The sequence below is a fragment of the Neobacillus sp. SRL179 genome, from assembly GCF_984799095.1.
Genome location: NZ_OZ481792.1, coordinates 3,923,179 through 3,938,137, shown reverse-complemented (window position 1 = coordinate 3,938,137; position 14,959 = coordinate 3,923,179). Strand labels below are relative to the sequence as shown.

Genomic DNA, 14,959 nt, shown 5'->3' with positions numbered 1-14,959 from the left:
AATCGATACCCCGAAAACGTAAAAAGACCGCCATTAAAAGGCGGTCTAAAAGATTACTTTTTCAAAAAGATCTTTTCGATATCATCTAGCATCAGGTTGGCAGCGAGTACACCACCGGCTGTATTCCAAATCGTATCACTAACTTTATGAACTTCCCCTTTTTTGGCTACCTCGAGATTCTTGAATAATGGATCCGCTATCCATTCCTTCTCTAATTCCGATCCTTTGTTATCCCCTGTTTCATAAGTAAAATAGAAGAGAATATCTCCTTCCATCGCTGGAATTCGTTCCTTCGTAACGTTTCGTTCGGCAAAATCATCTACATTTTGACTTTCTGGGCGGGCAAAACCAAGGTCATTTAAAATAACGCCTGAGAAAGTATCTTTATGATATATACGGACTTCTCCAGCCATAAAACGCACCATGGAGACTTTCATATTCTTTTTATCACCGAGTTTTTCTTTGATGTCGGCAATCCTGGCATCATACTTTTGAATAACTTCATTACCTTTGTCTACTTTATTAAGCGCCTTTGCATATAAATGGAAGTTTTCCTTCCAATCACCGCGAAGTGTTTCGGCAAAAACGGTTGGAGCAATTGCACTTAATTGCTCATAGATTTTTTCTTGACGCATTTTATTACCAATTATTAAGTCAGGTTTTAAAGCGGCAATTGCTTCCACATTTACTTCACTTTCAACCCCAACTACTTTTACATCCTTCATTTTAGCAGCGATGTGTTCATACCAAGGATCACCTGTAAAGGATTGAACGGCCCCGACAGGAGTAACTCCCATTGCTAAAAGTGCTTCCGTTCCTTCATTTGTGAGAATCACGACTCGTTTTGGGGTCCCCTTAATAGTAGTAGAGCCCATTGCATGTTCAACCGTATAGCTTTTTTCAGCCGTTGTCTTGGGAGTGTCAGTCTTTTCAGTGGTTTTCTCATCCGTACCACCGCAAGCGGCTAATAAAAAAATAGCCATAATGGAGATAATAGAGAGAAGAGATTTTGTTGTTTTCATGTGTTTATGTATCCTCCTTTTTAATTGCAATTGATAATCATTTTCATTGTTAACTTTATCATAAAGTGAGGGAAAGTAAGCTGTCAACAGTTAATTGAAAATGATTTTCAAAGTCATTGACAATCATTATCAATTGGAGATAGACTTAACTTAATAAATTATAATAACAAGTAGAAGGGTTTCAAACAAATGCTGTTAAAAAGTACACCATTAAAATGGGTTGGTTTGATTAGTGCCGTGTTAATCATGATCTTGTTAATGGCTGCCAGTGTTATTTTTGGCTATACAGATACAAGTCTGAAAACGGCTAGAGATGCCTATATGAATTATAATGGCTCAAACGAACATATTATTATTCAAACTGTTCGAATGCCAAGAGCATTAATTGCTTCTGCAGTCGGGGCAAGCCTAGCGATAGCCGGAACCCTCATGCAAACCTTAACCAAAAACCCATTGGCATCTCCAGGAATTTTTGGAATTAATGCAGGAGCTAGTTTTGCGGTGGTCGCAGCGGTCACTTTATTTTCAGTAAACGATTTACAAGCATTCAATGGCCTCGCTTTTTTAGGTGCAGCAGTTGCTGCCATTAGTGTTTATGGGATCGGCTCTTTTGGCCGGGAAGGTCTCACACCAATGAAACTCACGTTAGCCGGTGCGGCCATCTCGGCGATGTTTTCTTCTTTTACCCAGGGATTATTGGTGATTGATGAAGCAGCTTTAGAACAAGTCCTGTTTTGGCTTGCGGGTTCAGTCCAAGGGAGAAAGCTGGAAACACTAGTTTCTGTCCTCCCCTATATAGGAGTTGGCTGGATAGGTGCCGTTATAATAGCTGGAAAAATGAATATCCTGTCCATGGGGGAAGATGTCGCAAAAGGCCTCGGTTTAAACACTGGTTTTGTTAAAATTGCCATTGGTGTGATTGTCATTCTATTAGCAGGTGGTTCGGTAGCAGTGGCCGGACCGATTGGTTTTGTTGGAATCGTCATTCCCCACATTACAAGGTCTATTATTGGCATTGATCACCGCTGGGTCATTCCACTATCAGGTATACTCGGTGCAATCCTATTATTAGCAGCTGATATTGCAGCAAGATATATTTTAATGCCATCAGAGGTGCCAGTTGGTGTAATGACAGCCATTATTGGAACTCCATTCTTTATTTACATTGCAAGAAGGGGGTTCAATGGCCGATGAGCAAATACAAAAACGTTCGTCTTTTTAACAGCAAGGTGTCCTTTTTAATCGATCAAAAAGCATCACTTGTTTTCGCCATCTTGCTTATCGTTACATTTATAGTTTTTGTCATCAGCACGGGGATAGGAGATATGAAAATAAACCCGCTCACGGTTGTAAAAGTTTTATTTGGCGGCGGTCCTGAGATGGAAAAATTGATCATTACCTCTTTTCGCTTACCAAGAATTATAGTTGCCTTGATGGTCGGTATTTCTTTAGCTGTAGCGGGTGGGATTTTACAAGGAATGATTCGCAATCCCTTAGCTTCACCGGATGTGCTTGGAATAACCGGAGGAGCTGCCGTTGCCGTTGTTGGTTTTTTAGCCTTCTTTAGTGATAAAAACAATGCCCTAACCGTCAGTATTGCATGGTTACCGTTGGCTGCATTTTTAGGTGCAGGAGTTGTGGCTTTAGTTGTGTATATCCTTGCCTGGAAAAATGGCGTTTCCCCGATAAGACTTGTGTTGATTGGAATTGGAATTTCTACCTTAATGCAGGCTTTCACCACTTTAATGATGATCATGGGGCCGATTTATCAGGCAAGTCAAGCGAATATTTGGATTACAGGTACGGTGTATGGCTCCAATTGGAAAAATGTTGCGACGTTGGTGCCTTGGACTGTTACGTTCCTAATTATTGCCTTAATAGCCGCCCGAACGATTAACATTCAAGAACTGGGTGACGAGGTTGCCACTGGATTAGGCTCGCGTGTGCAAAAACAACGATTTGTGTTGTTAATGATTAGTACCGCCTTGATTGGCAGTTCGGTTGCTTTTGCAGGCGGCATTGGCTTTGTCGGTTTAATGGCCCCGCACATGGCAAGAAGGCTAGTGGGTTCTTCCTTTGGAGCTCTGTTGCCAACATCAGCATTATTGGGCGGAATTCTTGTTATGATTGCTGATTTAATTGGTCGAACAATGTTTTCACCATTAGAAATACCTGCGGGAGTGTTTACAGCAGGGATAGGGGCGCCATACTTTATTTATTTACTTTTCAAAACAAGAAACATGTAATAAAAAAGGAGCTGTCACAAGATGAATGCGATTGAAACGAAAAATTTATCCCTTGCTTATGGGGAAAATCTAATCATAAATGAGTTGGATTTAAAAATCCCAAAGGGTGAAATCACCGTTTTTATTGGGGGGAATGGCTGTGGAAAATCAACTCTCCTTCGTTCAATCGCTCGCCTCTTAAAGCCAAAGTCAGGAGACGTTTTACTTGAAGGGAAAGCAATTGCTAAGCTTTCTACCAAGGAAATTGCGAAAAAGATGGCCATTTTGCCACAGTCACCAACCGCACCAGAAGGGCTTACGGTCCTTCAACTTGTAAAACAAGGTCGTTATCCCCATCAAACATGGTTAAAACAATGGTCGGAGGAAGATGAAAAAAAAGTTCAGGATGCCCTAAAGGCAACTCGGTTGGAGCCATTTAAGGAAAGAACGGTCGATTCCCTGTCAGGCGGTCAAAGACAGCGTGCCTGGATCGCCATGACCCTGGCACAGGATACGGAGTTTATCCTATTGGATGAACCAACAACCTATTTGGATATGACTCATCAAATCGAGATTCTCGATTTACTATTTGAATTAAATGAAATGAAAAATAGAACGGTTGTCATGGTGCTTCATGACCTTAACCTTGCCTGTCGGTATGCACATAATGTGGTGGCGATTAAAGATCAAAAGGTATATTCCCAAGGGAAACCAGAGCAAGTGATTAGTCGCAGCCTGGTCAACCATGTGTTTGGCATGGACTGTGAAGTGACGATCGATCCGTTATTTGGGACACCACTTTGTATCCCTTATGGTAAAGGTAGAAGGATTCTCGATAAGGGGGTCGCTGCGAATGGGTAAATTGACAAAACAAGAGCTTCTTCAATTAGAGAAATACCGGTTCCATTCATCGTTAGAGAATTCATTTTATCCTGCTGATTTGATTGATGTAACAAACCTGAAGGCCTTTTTAAATAAATTAGCTGTTGCTATTGGAGCCCCTAATCACAAGGTTACGGCATCTATTTTTATCAAACGTTATGCCTTCTTAGCGGTCATATCACTTTATGCAATGACAGCTTGGAATAAAAAGCTTAATATGTCCTTGGATAATGTAACAATGGAGAAGGCTGAACGGGGGAAAAGTTGGCTTCCTGCTTTCACTTTAGGAGATATCACGGTACAGGACTGGGATGGGACAAATCGAAGTGCATGGCGGGATGGTGTTTTACAAGATCTTTTTACCAAGAATATTAACCCAATCATTTCACAATTGGAGAAAACAGTTGGTATACATAAGAAGATCTTGTGGGAAAATATCGCTGTCTACATATTCTGGTTATACGAATCTGAATTGAAAGATTGCGAGAATAATAATCTTACCGATGATTTCCGCTACCTCCTGTTTGATGCGGAAGGAGCCACTTTTGGAGATTATAATCTGAATCCGTTGCAAAAATACTATGCTGAAAAAACCTATATAGAAGAATATAATGAAGCAGTAAGAATAAGAAAGACTTGTTGCTTTTCTTATCAGCTGCCGGCTGGTAAGCGCTGCAAAACATGTCCATGTACTCATTTAGCCAAAGATGGAGGGTGCCAAGTTGGAGAAGATATTTGCGGATCAGTTCGAAGCTTTGCTTGAAAAATACAGTGAGTTATTAGTTGGGGAAACCAACGGTGAGACAAAAGAAAAGGTGAAGACCTGGGCGTTGTATACCCATATTGCTAAATCAATGCCGGCCTTAGCGAAGCATTGGAATACCCATTACCCTGATGGGAAGGAAGAAATGAAGCAGATTATTAACGAAATCAAACAACTGAACGAGCAGCATCGAAAATCCGTGCAGTAATAATGCAAGGCCATGCATGACGCATGGCCTTGCATTATTGTTTACATGTTATCTGTAGAGTTATCATTAGACTTTGCTTTTTCATTAATATTTGTCATATCATTTTCCTCTGAGAATTCAGTAGCATAGCTTTGCTGCCCATAACTTTGACGATTGCTATTTGTCTCTGTCTGGGTCTCATTGGAGGATTTAAATAATAGTGGGATGCAAGCTAAACCACTTAACCCTACAAGAGAATAAATAATTCTAGATAAAACCGAAGTTTGGCCGCCAAAAATAGCAGCAACTAAATCAAATCTAAAAAAACCAATTAGTCCCCAGTTAATAGCCCCAATTATAACCAAGGCCAATGCAATACGATGTAAAGCTCTCATAAACTTTAACCTCCACAATTATTATTTCTAAAATTGATTCTAATTAAGGTAGAATCGTTTATATTTTGTGTAAACCGTATGGATTTCATACAAGGATGGAATCACAATTTTTTATGGGCTTTTATTTGATAAAAAAAAACAGGCTGATTTACTCAGCCTGCCTTGCTATCGTTTGTACTGATTATTTTGGCTGTTTTTTTTGTCTAAGTGCGCCTCTTCATTTCCAGGTCCGCCATTTCCCTTCACACTAGCTGCGCTGACGCCTGCTTTTGAAGGGTTTTTTTTCATCTTTGCCATTGTTATCACCTCACGTTTTAGGATGCCCAGCTCCAAGAATTTATGTAAGGGAAAATAAAGATTCAAAAAAAATTCAAAATTCCGCTTTTATTTATTGCACAAATTTTCGAAATATTTTATAGTAATTAGTAACGGAACTCATTCAAAAGCAAATTTTTTTTGACATAAAAATGAATGAGTGTTCATTCAAAGATTGAAGGGGGAGACAATGTTGAACCAACTAATTAAAAAAGCTGCTGTACTAGGGTCCGGTGTCATGGGCTCAGGCATCGCTGCCCACTTAGCAAATATCGGAATTCCAACCTTACTGCTGGATATTGTGCCAAGGGAATTAACAAAAGATGAAGAAGCAAAAGGACTAACATTAACAGACAAGCAAGTACGTAATCGTATTAGTGCAACAAACATTCAAAAATTATTGAAGCAAAAGCCTGCCCCGCTGACAGCCAAAAAGAACCTTGCACTAATTGAAGCAGGCAATCTTGAAGATGATTTAGTCAAATTGAAAGATGTAGACTGGGTCATTGAAGTCGTTGTTGAAAATCTTAACGTTAAGAAGCAAGTGTTTGAAAAAGTAGATCAATACCGCAAACCAGGCAGTATTATCAGCTCAAATACTTCCGGAATTTCAGTGGAGGCAATGGCGGAAGGTCGTTCTGAAGATTTTAAGAAGCATTTCTTAGGAACCCACTTCTTTAACCCGCCGCGTTATCTTAAACTGCTTGAAGTGATTCCAACACAATATACGTCCGCAGAAGTCCTTTCATTCATGAAAACTTTTGGCGAGGATGTCCTCGGAAAAGGTGTTGTTCAAGCAAAAGATACGCCTAACTTTATTGCTAACCGCATTGGAACATATGGCCTGCTCGTGACGGTTAGAGAAATGTTAAAAGCTGGCTTAAGTGTAGGGGAAGTTGATTCCATTACTGGTCCCTTAATCGGACGTGCAAAAAGTGCTACGTTCCGTACTCTTGATGTAGTGGGGTTAGATACCTTCTATCATGTTGCTGGAAACGTATATGAACAAGTGGAAGGAAAAGAAAAAGAAGTGTTTGAAGTACCTGCCTTTTTAAAAGCAATGGTGGAAAAAGGCTGGTTAGGAAGCAAGTCCGGGCAAGGTTTCTTTTTGAAAAAAGGAAAAGAAATTCTTGAACTAGATCCAACTACGTTAGAGTATGGACCGCGTAAAAAGTTATCTACAGCTTCCATCGAGTTGGCCAAACAGGAAAAAGGAACAGCGAATAAATTGAAAGCGCTTGTATATGCGAAAGATCAAGCAGGACAATTCCTTTGGAACACGTTTACGGAATCATTTGTGTACTCTGCGCAGCTTTTAGGCGAAATTGCTGATGATATAGTCGCAATCGACCGGGCTATGAAATGGGGCTTTGGCTGGGAAATGGGTCCGTTTGAAGCATGGGATGCCATTGGCGTTGAAAAATCAGTCCAAAAGATGAAAGAAGCCGGTATAGAAGTGCCAGCATGGGTAACCGATATGCTGGAAAAGGGTCACTCGTCTTTCTATATTGAGGAAAATGGTGAATCGTTCTTCTATCATAACGGTCAATATCGACTCGTGGAATACAATCCAAAAGTGATTGACTTGAAAAAAATGAAAAAGCAAAAGGGTGTTATTAAAAAGAATAGCGGCGCAAGTCTAATTGATCTTGGTGATGGCGTTGCACTGTTAGAATTCCATTCACCTAATAATGCAATTGGTCTTGATATTGTGCAAATGATTAACTTCGCGGTGGATGAAGTTGAAAAGAACTTTAAAGGTCTTGTTATCGGTAATCAAGGCAAAAATTTCTGTGTCGGTGCAAACTTGGCGATGATGCTAATGGAAGTACAAGATGATAATATTTACGAACTTGATATGATCGTTCGTCATCTCCACAGTGCCCTTCTAAAAGTTAAATACAGTTCTAAGCCAGTAGTTGCTGCACCATTCGGGATGACTCTTGGCGGTGGAGCAGAAGTTTGTCTGCCTGCAGCACACATTCAAGCATCAGCTGAAACCTACATGGGACTTGTCGAAGTGGGTGTCGGCTTACTGCCAGGCGGCGGCGGTAATAAAGAACTGTATATGAAGCATTTAGAAAATCTGCCAAACGGTGTCCCATTTGATTTGCAAAATGTGGCTAATAAAGTGTTTGAAACAATTGCTACAGCAAAGGTTTCGACATCGGCGGAAGAAGCGCGCGAAAACAACTTCCTAGATGCATCAGATGGCATCAGTTTTAATAGTGACCACTTAATTTATGATGCAAAGCAAGCCGTTCTAGCCCTACATGAATCTGGATACAAACCAAAACCTCGCCGCAAAGTGCCAGTTGTCGGTGAAACAGGCTACGCTACTCTCTTACTCGGTGCAGAAGCAATGCGATTATCCGGCTATATTTCAGAGCATGATTTAAAAATTGCCAAGAGAATTGCATATGTTATTGCCGGCGGAAAAGTACCATTCGGGACAGAAGTGGATGAGCAATACTTATTAGATTTAGAAAGAGAGGCATTCCTCAGTCTGATTGCCGAACCAAAATCACAGCAGCGCATGCAGCATATGCTTGTGAAAGGTAAACCGTTACGGAACTAATTTCGATAGATTACTATAATTTGAATGAAAGTGAGGGAACTTGCATGAGAGAAGCGGTAATTGTGGCCGGAGCTCGGACCCCGGTAGGTAAAGCAAAGAAAGGAACGCTTGCCCATGTTCGTCCTGATGACTTGGGCGCGTTGGTAGTAAGAGAGACATTAAAACGTGCGGGAAATTATGAAGGCAATATCGATGACTTAATTATTGGCTGTGCGATGCCAGAAGCTGAACAAGGAAACAACATGGCCCGGAATATTGGAGCATTAGCAGGACTTCCTTATACAGTACCTGCCATAACAGTCAATCGTTTCTGTTCTTCAGGCCTGCAGGCGATTGCTTATGCAGCCCAAGGAATTATGCTCGGGCATACCGATACAGCGATTGCTGGCGGAGCAGAATCGATGAGCATGATCCCAATGATGGGGCATGTGGTACGTCCCAATATTAAACTGGCGGAAACGGCACCCCAATATTACATGGGAATGGGCCATACAGCTGAACAAGTGGCGCAAAAGTATGGAATATCCCGCGAAGATCAAGATGCATTTGCCGTGAGAAGTCATCAACGCGCGGCAAAAGCGATTGCAGAAGGTAAATTTGTAGACGAAATTGTTCCAGTAGATGTGACCATCCGTACAGTTGGTCAAGACAATAAACTTGTTGAAAAGTCCATTCAATTTTCACAAGACGAAGGTGTTCGCCCTGAAACAAATATCCAAACCCTTGCGAAACTTCGTCCTGCCTTCTCCGTTACTGGTTCGGTGACAGCAGGCAATGCTTCGCAAACAAGTGACGGTGCTGCGGCTGTGATGGTAATGGACCGAGAAAAGGCAGAATCGCTTGGTCTGAAACCACTGGCAAAATTCCGATCCTTTGCTGTGGGCGGGGTACCGCCAGAAATTATGGGGGTTGGTCCGGTTGTAGCCATTCCAAAAGCCGTTAAGCTTGCCGGATTAGAGTTATCTGATATCAACTTGTTCGAATTAAATGAAGCTTTTGCTTCCCAATCCCTTCAAGTTATTCGCGAACTTGGTCTTAATGAGGAAATTGTCAACGTAAATGGCGGTGCGATTGCTCTTGGACATCCGCTTGGCTGTACAGGTGCTAAATTAACATTATCACTCATTCACGAATTAAAACGCAGAAACCAGCAATTTGGTGTAGTTACCATGTGTATCGGCGGCGGGATGGGTGCTGCTGGAGTATTTGAACTACTTTAAAAAAAGACAAGGGGCGATCAAATAAGCCCCTCTAAAAAAGATTAGGAGGAATTTTTAATGACAGAAACGAAAAAGATTGTTAATGGTGGAAGCTTTTTAATCGAGGATCTTTCATTCGAAAATATCTTTACACCAGAAGATTTCACGGAAGAACATTTAATGATTGCCCAAACGGCAGAAGATTTTGTTGAAAAAGAAGTAGCACCACAACTTGAGCACTTAGAAAACCATGAATTCGATCGTACCGTTAAACTTTTGAAAAAAATGGGCGAACTTGGTTTATTAGCGGTTGATGTTCCAGAAGAGTTTGAAGGCTTAGGATTAGATAAAGTAACCTCATCGGTTATTACGGAAAAAATGGCGCGTGCAGGCGGGTTCTCATTATCCTATGGCGCACACGTGGGGATTGGGTCTTTGCCAATTGTATTATTCGGTAATGACGATCAAAAGAAAAAGTATTTACCAGCGCTTGCTTCAGGTGAAAAATTGGCCGCTTATGCGTTAACAGAGCCAGGTTCTGGTTCCGATGCCCTTGGCGCCAGAACAACCGCAAGATTAAACGAAGCTGGTACTCATTATATTCTTAATGGCGAAAAGCAATGGATCACCAATGCCGGATTTGCTGATGTATTTGTTGTCTATGCAAAGGTGGATGGCGAGCACTTCACAGCCTTCATCGTAGAGAGGGAGTTCCCAGGTGTGTCTACTGGTGCTGAGGAAAAGAAAATGGGGATTAAGAGCTCATCCACACGTACCCTTATCTTAGAAGATGTGGCTGTACCAGTTGAAAACTTATTAGGTGAATTTGGTAAGGGGCATGTAATTGCCTTCAATATCCTTAATATTGGACGTTACAAATTGGCTGTTGGTGGTGTCGGCGGTTCTAAGAGTGCCTTTGAGATGACTGTTAAATATGCAAATGGACGTAAGCAGTTTAAAACACCAATTTCACAATTCAATTTAACAAAAGAAAAGTTTGGAACAATGGCGGCGAAAATTTATGCAGCGGAAAGTTCTGTTTACCGTACGATTGGTTTGTATGAAGAAAACCAAGGTAAATTATCGACCGAGGAAGCAAAAGATCTTAAAAAATTGGCCAATTCCATTGCTGAATATGCTATTGAATGTTCAGTAAATAAATTTTTTGCCAGTGAAGTATTATCCTATGTAGTGGATGAAGGCGTTCAAATTCATGGCGGCTATGGCTTCATGCAGGAATATCCAATTGAGAGAGCTTATCGTGATGCCCGTATTAATCGTATTTTTGAAGGAACTAATGAAATTAATCGTCTCCTTGTGCCAGGAACGCTTGTGAAAAAGGCGCTAAAAGGCGAACTTCCACTATTTCAAAAAGCAATGGCACTTCAAGAGGAATTAATGATGCTAATGCCAGAAGAGCCTGGTGACGAGCCGTTAGCGCAAGAAAAATATTTAGTGAAAAATGCGAAAAAAATTGCTTTACTTGCTGCGGGCTTAGCGGCTCAAAAATTTGGCAAAGCACTTGAAAGCGAGCAAGAAGTTTTAGCGAACATTGCTGATCTTGTTTCCAATGTGTATGCAATGGAATCTGTCGTATTACGGACGGAAAAGGCTATTGCCAAAGACGGTGTAGAAAAGAGTAAGCAAAAACTTCTTTATACACAAATCTTCTGTCAGGAAGCCTTTAATGAAATTGAAGCAACTGCAAAAGAATCACTTGTAGCAATTGAAAAAGGGGATACCCTTCGGATGATGTTGACCTCGCTTCGAAAATTTACTCGTCATACTCCAATCAATGTAATTGCGAAGAAACGAGAAGCTGCAGATGTAGTTATTGAAGCTGAACGTTATATTGTGTAAAGGAATGTGCTCCCTCCTCTTTTGGAGGGGGCTTTTCTTTTTAAAATTAGCGAAATTTAAGAAGGGTTTTTACGAAATTAGTCGAATTATTTCTAGGGGAAGCTTTTTAGCCTCCATGTTAGGATTTTCAAAGGCGTTATGGTAATATTTGATTGACGCGTTTACAATTTTGGTAAAAGGCGGTGAAACAATGTCTCTGACTTTTTACTGGTATCCGAAATGTGGTACATGCCGTAATGCAAAGAAATGGCTGGATGCTCATCAACTTTCGTATCAAGAAGTACATATTGTCGAAAATCCACCGACACACAAAGAATTGCAGGACTTTTATCAAAAAAGCGGCTTGGAATTAAAGAAGTTTTTTAATACAAGTGGCTTAAAATATCGAGAATTAGGGATAAAGGATAAAATGAAAACTGCAACCGAAGAGGAACTGCTAGAATTGCTGGCATCTGATGGAATGTTGATTAAAAGACCCATTTTAACAGATGGGGAGCGGGTCACAGTAGGCTTTAAAGAAGAAGAGTATGAAAAAATGTGGCTATAGCCATACTTCTTTATTCAATTATGGAAATCGAATGACTTCGATGATAGATTTAGAAAAAACAATGGAGGGTTTAGCAAATGAGTATACCAAAAGACTTACGTTATTCTGAAGAACACGAATGGGTTAAAGTTGAAGGAGAAAGAGTCCGCGTTGGGATTACGGACTTTGCACAACATGAATTAGGAGACATCGTGTTCGTTGAACTCCCTGAAGTGGGTACAGAAGTATCGGCTGACGACCCATTTGGCAGCGTTGAATCTGTTAAAACGGTATCGGAACTATATGCACCAGTTAGTGGTAAAGTAGTGGAAATTAATGAAGATTTAAGTGACAGTCCTGAATTTGTTAATGAATCACCATATGAAAAGGCTTGGATGATTGTTATTGAGCCATCTGACTTAAGCGAGTTAGAGAAATTGATGACTCCAGAACAATACGAAGAAATGACAAAAGAAGACTAATGTTGCAAAGCACCCGACAATCGGGTGCTTTTTCTCTTAAATTTCCACTCTTTTTCTTCTACTTTCCAGGAGAGACTAATACTAAATATATAAAGAGGGTGGAAATATGACGTTAAAACAGCAAAAGATCGATGTAACGGACCGTGTAGTTGGCAAGTTGAAAAATGGAGAAATAGAATTATTTCTCGAAAATTCCTCAATCGGAAAAATTAAACTTTCGGAAAACATTCAGGTTGACTTAAATCCACAGTTTGAAGCGGAACAACAAAAGATTTATCAACAAGTAACTGTTACGGAACAGCCTGATGCTAAGTATACTGATTGCGATGATGGCGGCTGGTGCTAATGGCTTAGGCCGAGCAAATTCCTATTTCTTAGCTGACAATAATGATATAGTTAACATACTAAGAAGAAGGCACACGTAATCGATATTTTAGAATATGTTAACATAAACTAACTTTTTTATTACAGGTGATGGATATGAATGACTCGTATGTTGACAAAGTTCTTATTGTCGAAGGAAAATCGGATAAAAATAAGGTAAAAAATATTGTGAAGGAACCCGTTGAAATTATTTGTACCAATGGAACAATTAGTCATACCAAATTAGAAGAACTAATTGAGTTTCTTGAGGATAAGGATGTTTATATCCTTGTCGATGCAGATGCATCTGGTGAGAAGCTCCGCAAACAATTCAAACGGGAATTCCCACAAGCTGAACATCTGTATATAGACCGGATGTATCGCGAAGTCGCAACCGCACCTGTACACCATCTAGCGACTGTCCTTTTAGGGGCTAATATTGATGTTCACACAGAGTATTTAGAAATGAGTTAATGTATATGAATGAATGGAAACGAACAGAATTAACAACCTTTCTCGATCTTCATGAAAGCGGCCTAGTCTATTTTTATACCCCTCTATGCGGCACCTGCCAAGTAGCGTCGCGGATGCTGCAAGTCGTAGAGGAGCTTGTAGATCTTAAAATGGGAAAAATGAACCTAAATTTTTATCCTGATTTGGCTAAGGATTTTGCGGTTGAAAGTGTACCTTGTCTATTGTTTGTGAAAAACGGCACGGTGCAGGAAACCATATACGCTTTTCATTCAGTTCCTTACTTGTTGGGGAAAATAAAACAGTATTTAGGGTGAAGCAGATGCGAGCGGGCGTCTGCTTTTTCTGCTAATAAAGCATTGTGAGGAGATGACAGTGCCTGTGGAGCCTCCAAAAAGAGGAGCGGGGGAACTGTGAAGAGTGCACAGTGCCCGTGGAGCCTCCAAAAAGAGAAGTACGGGAACTGTGAAGAGTCGACAGTGCCCGTGGAGCCTCCAAAAAGAGAAGTACGGGAACTGTGAAGAGTCGACAGTGCCCGTGGAGCTTACCAAAAGAGAAACACGGGAACTGTGAAGAGTGCATAGTTCTAAATGAATCAAAAACAATCTTATTCACTTTGAAATTAAAATAATGCCCTAATCTTGTCGTTTAATCCTTTCTAAAAATTGGTATTCTTTCTTCCCGATATAACTAAAATTCCTCATTAGCACCCTCCTAATCGTCTTTTCCGACTTAATTACCCCACACCAATCCTGCACCTTATTCGTAGTAATCCTTTCATCCGTAAATAATAATTTTAGCTCCTCAACAGCTCGTAATATAGCTGTATCCACTAATTCTTCATGCCCACATGGATCACAAATTAATTTCTTATCCTCCACATGTACCGTAAAGGAGTGGCAGTCGGCGCAAGTTATTCCTTTTCTTAACGAACTGTAGTTATATTCAGGTCTTTTGAAATCGATATTAATCTGGTGCGAAGAAACTAATTTATTTGCTAAACTCTTGTGGCGCCCAGTTAAAGTGGATGGTCTATCGTTTATTCTTTTCATAAACCTAGGAAGTTGATTTGGATAAAGAATGGGTTTATTCTGAGGGGCTTGATATAAGGTAAACTCGGGGTTAATAAACACAACATACGGTTCAATGGAGATTCGGTTTCCAATTTTATGGAGCAACTGCCGCAACAAGGATTCACTTCGTTCTAGTTGTAAGAGTGGGTTATTTATTTCCTTTTTTGTAACCATGTGATAGAATCGACCATTTTCAAAGAAATAATCACCTTCAAAATTCTTCACTTCAAACAGGTATAGTGGCTCTTGGGAAATCAGCACCGAATCTAGTTGGAATTTCGCCCCACTTGTCTCTAGGCGCAAATCATTTACAATCAAACTTTGACATCGAAGCTTCTCTGTTAAAGAATCAAACATCACCTCACCTTCAAACCCCTTTACGAGATTATAATAGCGCTGTTTCCACTCTTCCTCTAACACCATGTGTTTGTTTAAAACTCTTAACATTCTAATTTCATCAGACTCAGTTCTTGGTTTATAAAACATATTTCACCTCCTACTCTATTTTATTAAAAAGGGATAGATCTCCGAAGATGAATATTTGAATACTTTTTGACAAAAATTTCTATCTTTTGACCAGGAGCTGTCGAGCAACAGAATGTGGATACACCTTATCTA

At 40.3% G+C, this 14,959-nt stretch carries 17 protein-coding genes; 13 read left to right on the top strand and 4 right to left on the bottom strand.

Translation table 11 applies throughout. From position 1 onward, the window contains the following. Positions 1-53: 53 nt before the first annotated feature. The gene (locus AC4E8C_RS19620) at positions 54-1,022 is read right to left on the bottom strand and encodes an ABC transporter substrate-binding protein (protein ID WP_490208310.1); all 969 of its coding nucleotides are present in this window, start codon (positions 1,020-1,022) and stop codon (positions 54-56) included. Between the two features lie 189 nt (positions 1,023-1,211). On the opposite strand from AC4E8C_RS19620, the gene AC4E8C_RS19615 reads away from it, so the two are divergent. From AC4E8C_RS19615 to AC4E8C_RS19595, 5 genes are read left to right on the top strand one after another with little or no spacing between them, the layout of a single operon-like run. Beyond that, entirely contained in the window at positions 1,212-2,216 is a 1,005-nt protein-coding gene (locus AC4E8C_RS19615; RefSeq protein WP_490208309.1) for a FecCD family ABC transporter permease, read from the top strand. After that, positions 2,213-3,268 carry a FecCD family ABC transporter permease gene (locus AC4E8C_RS19610; protein ID WP_490208308.1) on the top strand — a complete coding sequence of 352 codons (1,056 nt, stop codon included), beginning with the start codon at positions 2,213-2,215 and terminating at the stop codon, positions 3,266-3,268. The genes AC4E8C_RS19615 and AC4E8C_RS19610 overlap by 4 nt, the downstream gene beginning before the upstream one ends. A gap of 21 nt (positions 3,269-3,289) precedes the next feature. Beyond that, positions 3,290-4,108 (top strand): ABC transporter ATP-binding protein, encoded by an 819-nt coding sequence (locus AC4E8C_RS19605; protein WP_490208307.1) that lies wholly within the window; start codon positions 3,290-3,292, stop codon positions 4,106-4,108. Next, a complete protein-coding gene (gene fhuF / locus AC4E8C_RS19600; RefSeq protein ID WP_490208306.1) occupies positions 4,101-4,892 on the top strand; it encodes a siderophore-iron reductase FhuF in 792 nt (263 codons plus the stop codon). Before AC4E8C_RS19605 ends, fhuF begins: the two co-directional genes overlap by 8 nt. Next, positions 4,852-5,100 (top strand): DUF2573 family protein, encoded by a 249-nt coding sequence (locus tag AC4E8C_RS19595; protein WP_490208305.1) that lies wholly within the window; start codon positions 4,852-4,854, stop codon positions 5,098-5,100. The genes fhuF and AC4E8C_RS19595 overlap by 41 nt, the downstream gene beginning before the upstream one ends. Before the next feature lie 41 nt (positions 5,101-5,141). On the opposite strand, the gene AC4E8C_RS19590 is transcribed toward AC4E8C_RS19595, so the two are convergent. Together AC4E8C_RS19590 and AC4E8C_RS19585 are read right to left on the bottom strand one after the other, a co-directional pair. Further along, positions 5,142-5,474 (bottom strand): DUF378 domain-containing protein, encoded by a 333-nt coding sequence (locus AC4E8C_RS19590; protein WP_490208304.1) that lies wholly within the window; start codon positions 5,472-5,474, stop codon positions 5,142-5,144. A 165-nt stretch (positions 5,475-5,639) separates the two neighbouring features. Beyond that, positions 5,640-5,771 carry a YuzL family protein gene (locus tag AC4E8C_RS19585; RefSeq protein ID WP_149871499.1) on the bottom strand — a complete coding sequence of 44 codons (132 nt, stop codon included), beginning with the start codon at positions 5,769-5,771 and terminating at the stop codon, positions 5,640-5,642. A 208-nt stretch (positions 5,772-5,979) separates the two neighbouring features. Between AC4E8C_RS19585 and AC4E8C_RS19580 the strand changes: the two genes are divergently transcribed. The 8 genes from AC4E8C_RS19580 (at position 5,980) to AC4E8C_RS19545 (ending at position 13,585) form a co-directional block, all read left to right on the top strand. Further along, positions 5,980-8,367, top strand: a complete 2,388-nt coding sequence (locus tag AC4E8C_RS19580) for a 3-hydroxyacyl-CoA dehydrogenase/enoyl-CoA hydratase family protein (RefSeq protein WP_490208303.1) — start codon at positions 5,980-5,982, stop codon at positions 8,365-8,367. Between the two features lie 44 nt (positions 8,368-8,411). Further along, a complete protein-coding gene (locus AC4E8C_RS19575) occupies positions 8,412-9,587 on the top strand; it encodes an acetyl-CoA C-acetyltransferase (protein ID WP_490208302.1) in 1,176 nt (391 codons plus the stop codon). Between the two features lie 57 nt (positions 9,588-9,644). After that, positions 9,645-11,426, top strand: a complete 1,782-nt coding sequence (locus AC4E8C_RS19570) for an acyl-CoA dehydrogenase FadE (protein ID WP_490208301.1) — start codon at positions 9,645-9,647, stop codon at positions 11,424-11,426. 190 nt (positions 11,427-11,616) lie between these two features. Continuing rightward, positions 11,617-11,973 (top strand): arsenate reductase family protein, encoded by a 357-nt coding sequence (locus AC4E8C_RS19565; protein ID WP_490208300.1) that lies wholly within the window; start codon positions 11,617-11,619, stop codon positions 11,971-11,973. Between the two features lie 77 nt (positions 11,974-12,050). Next, positions 12,051-12,434 (top strand): glycine cleavage system protein GcvH, encoded by a 384-nt coding sequence (gene gcvH, locus AC4E8C_RS19560; protein WP_490208299.1) that lies wholly within the window; start codon positions 12,051-12,053, stop codon positions 12,432-12,434. A gap of 106 nt (positions 12,435-12,540) precedes the next feature. Continuing rightward, positions 12,541-12,780: a YusG family protein gene (locus tag AC4E8C_RS19555; RefSeq protein ID WP_490208298.1), complete on the top strand. Its 240-nt coding sequence runs from the start codon at positions 12,541-12,543 to the stop codon at positions 12,778-12,780. A 134-nt stretch (positions 12,781-12,914) separates the two neighbouring features. After that, positions 12,915-13,271: a toprim domain-containing protein gene (locus tag AC4E8C_RS19550; protein ID WP_490208297.1), complete on the top strand. Its 357-nt coding sequence runs from the start codon at positions 12,915-12,917 to the stop codon at positions 13,269-13,271. Between the two features lie 5 nt (positions 13,272-13,276). After that, on the top strand, positions 13,277-13,585 hold the full coding sequence (locus AC4E8C_RS19545) for a thioredoxin family protein (protein ID WP_490208296.1): 309 nt from the start codon (positions 13,277-13,279) through the stop codon (positions 13,583-13,585). 318 nt (positions 13,586-13,903) lie between these two features. On the opposite strand, the gene AC4E8C_RS19540 is transcribed toward AC4E8C_RS19545, so the two are convergent. Continuing rightward, on the bottom strand, positions 13,904-14,827 hold the full coding sequence (locus AC4E8C_RS19540; protein WP_490208295.1) for a nuclease-related domain-containing protein: 924 nt from the start codon (positions 14,825-14,827) through the stop codon (positions 13,904-13,906). Positions 14,828-14,959 lie beyond the last annotated feature (132 nt).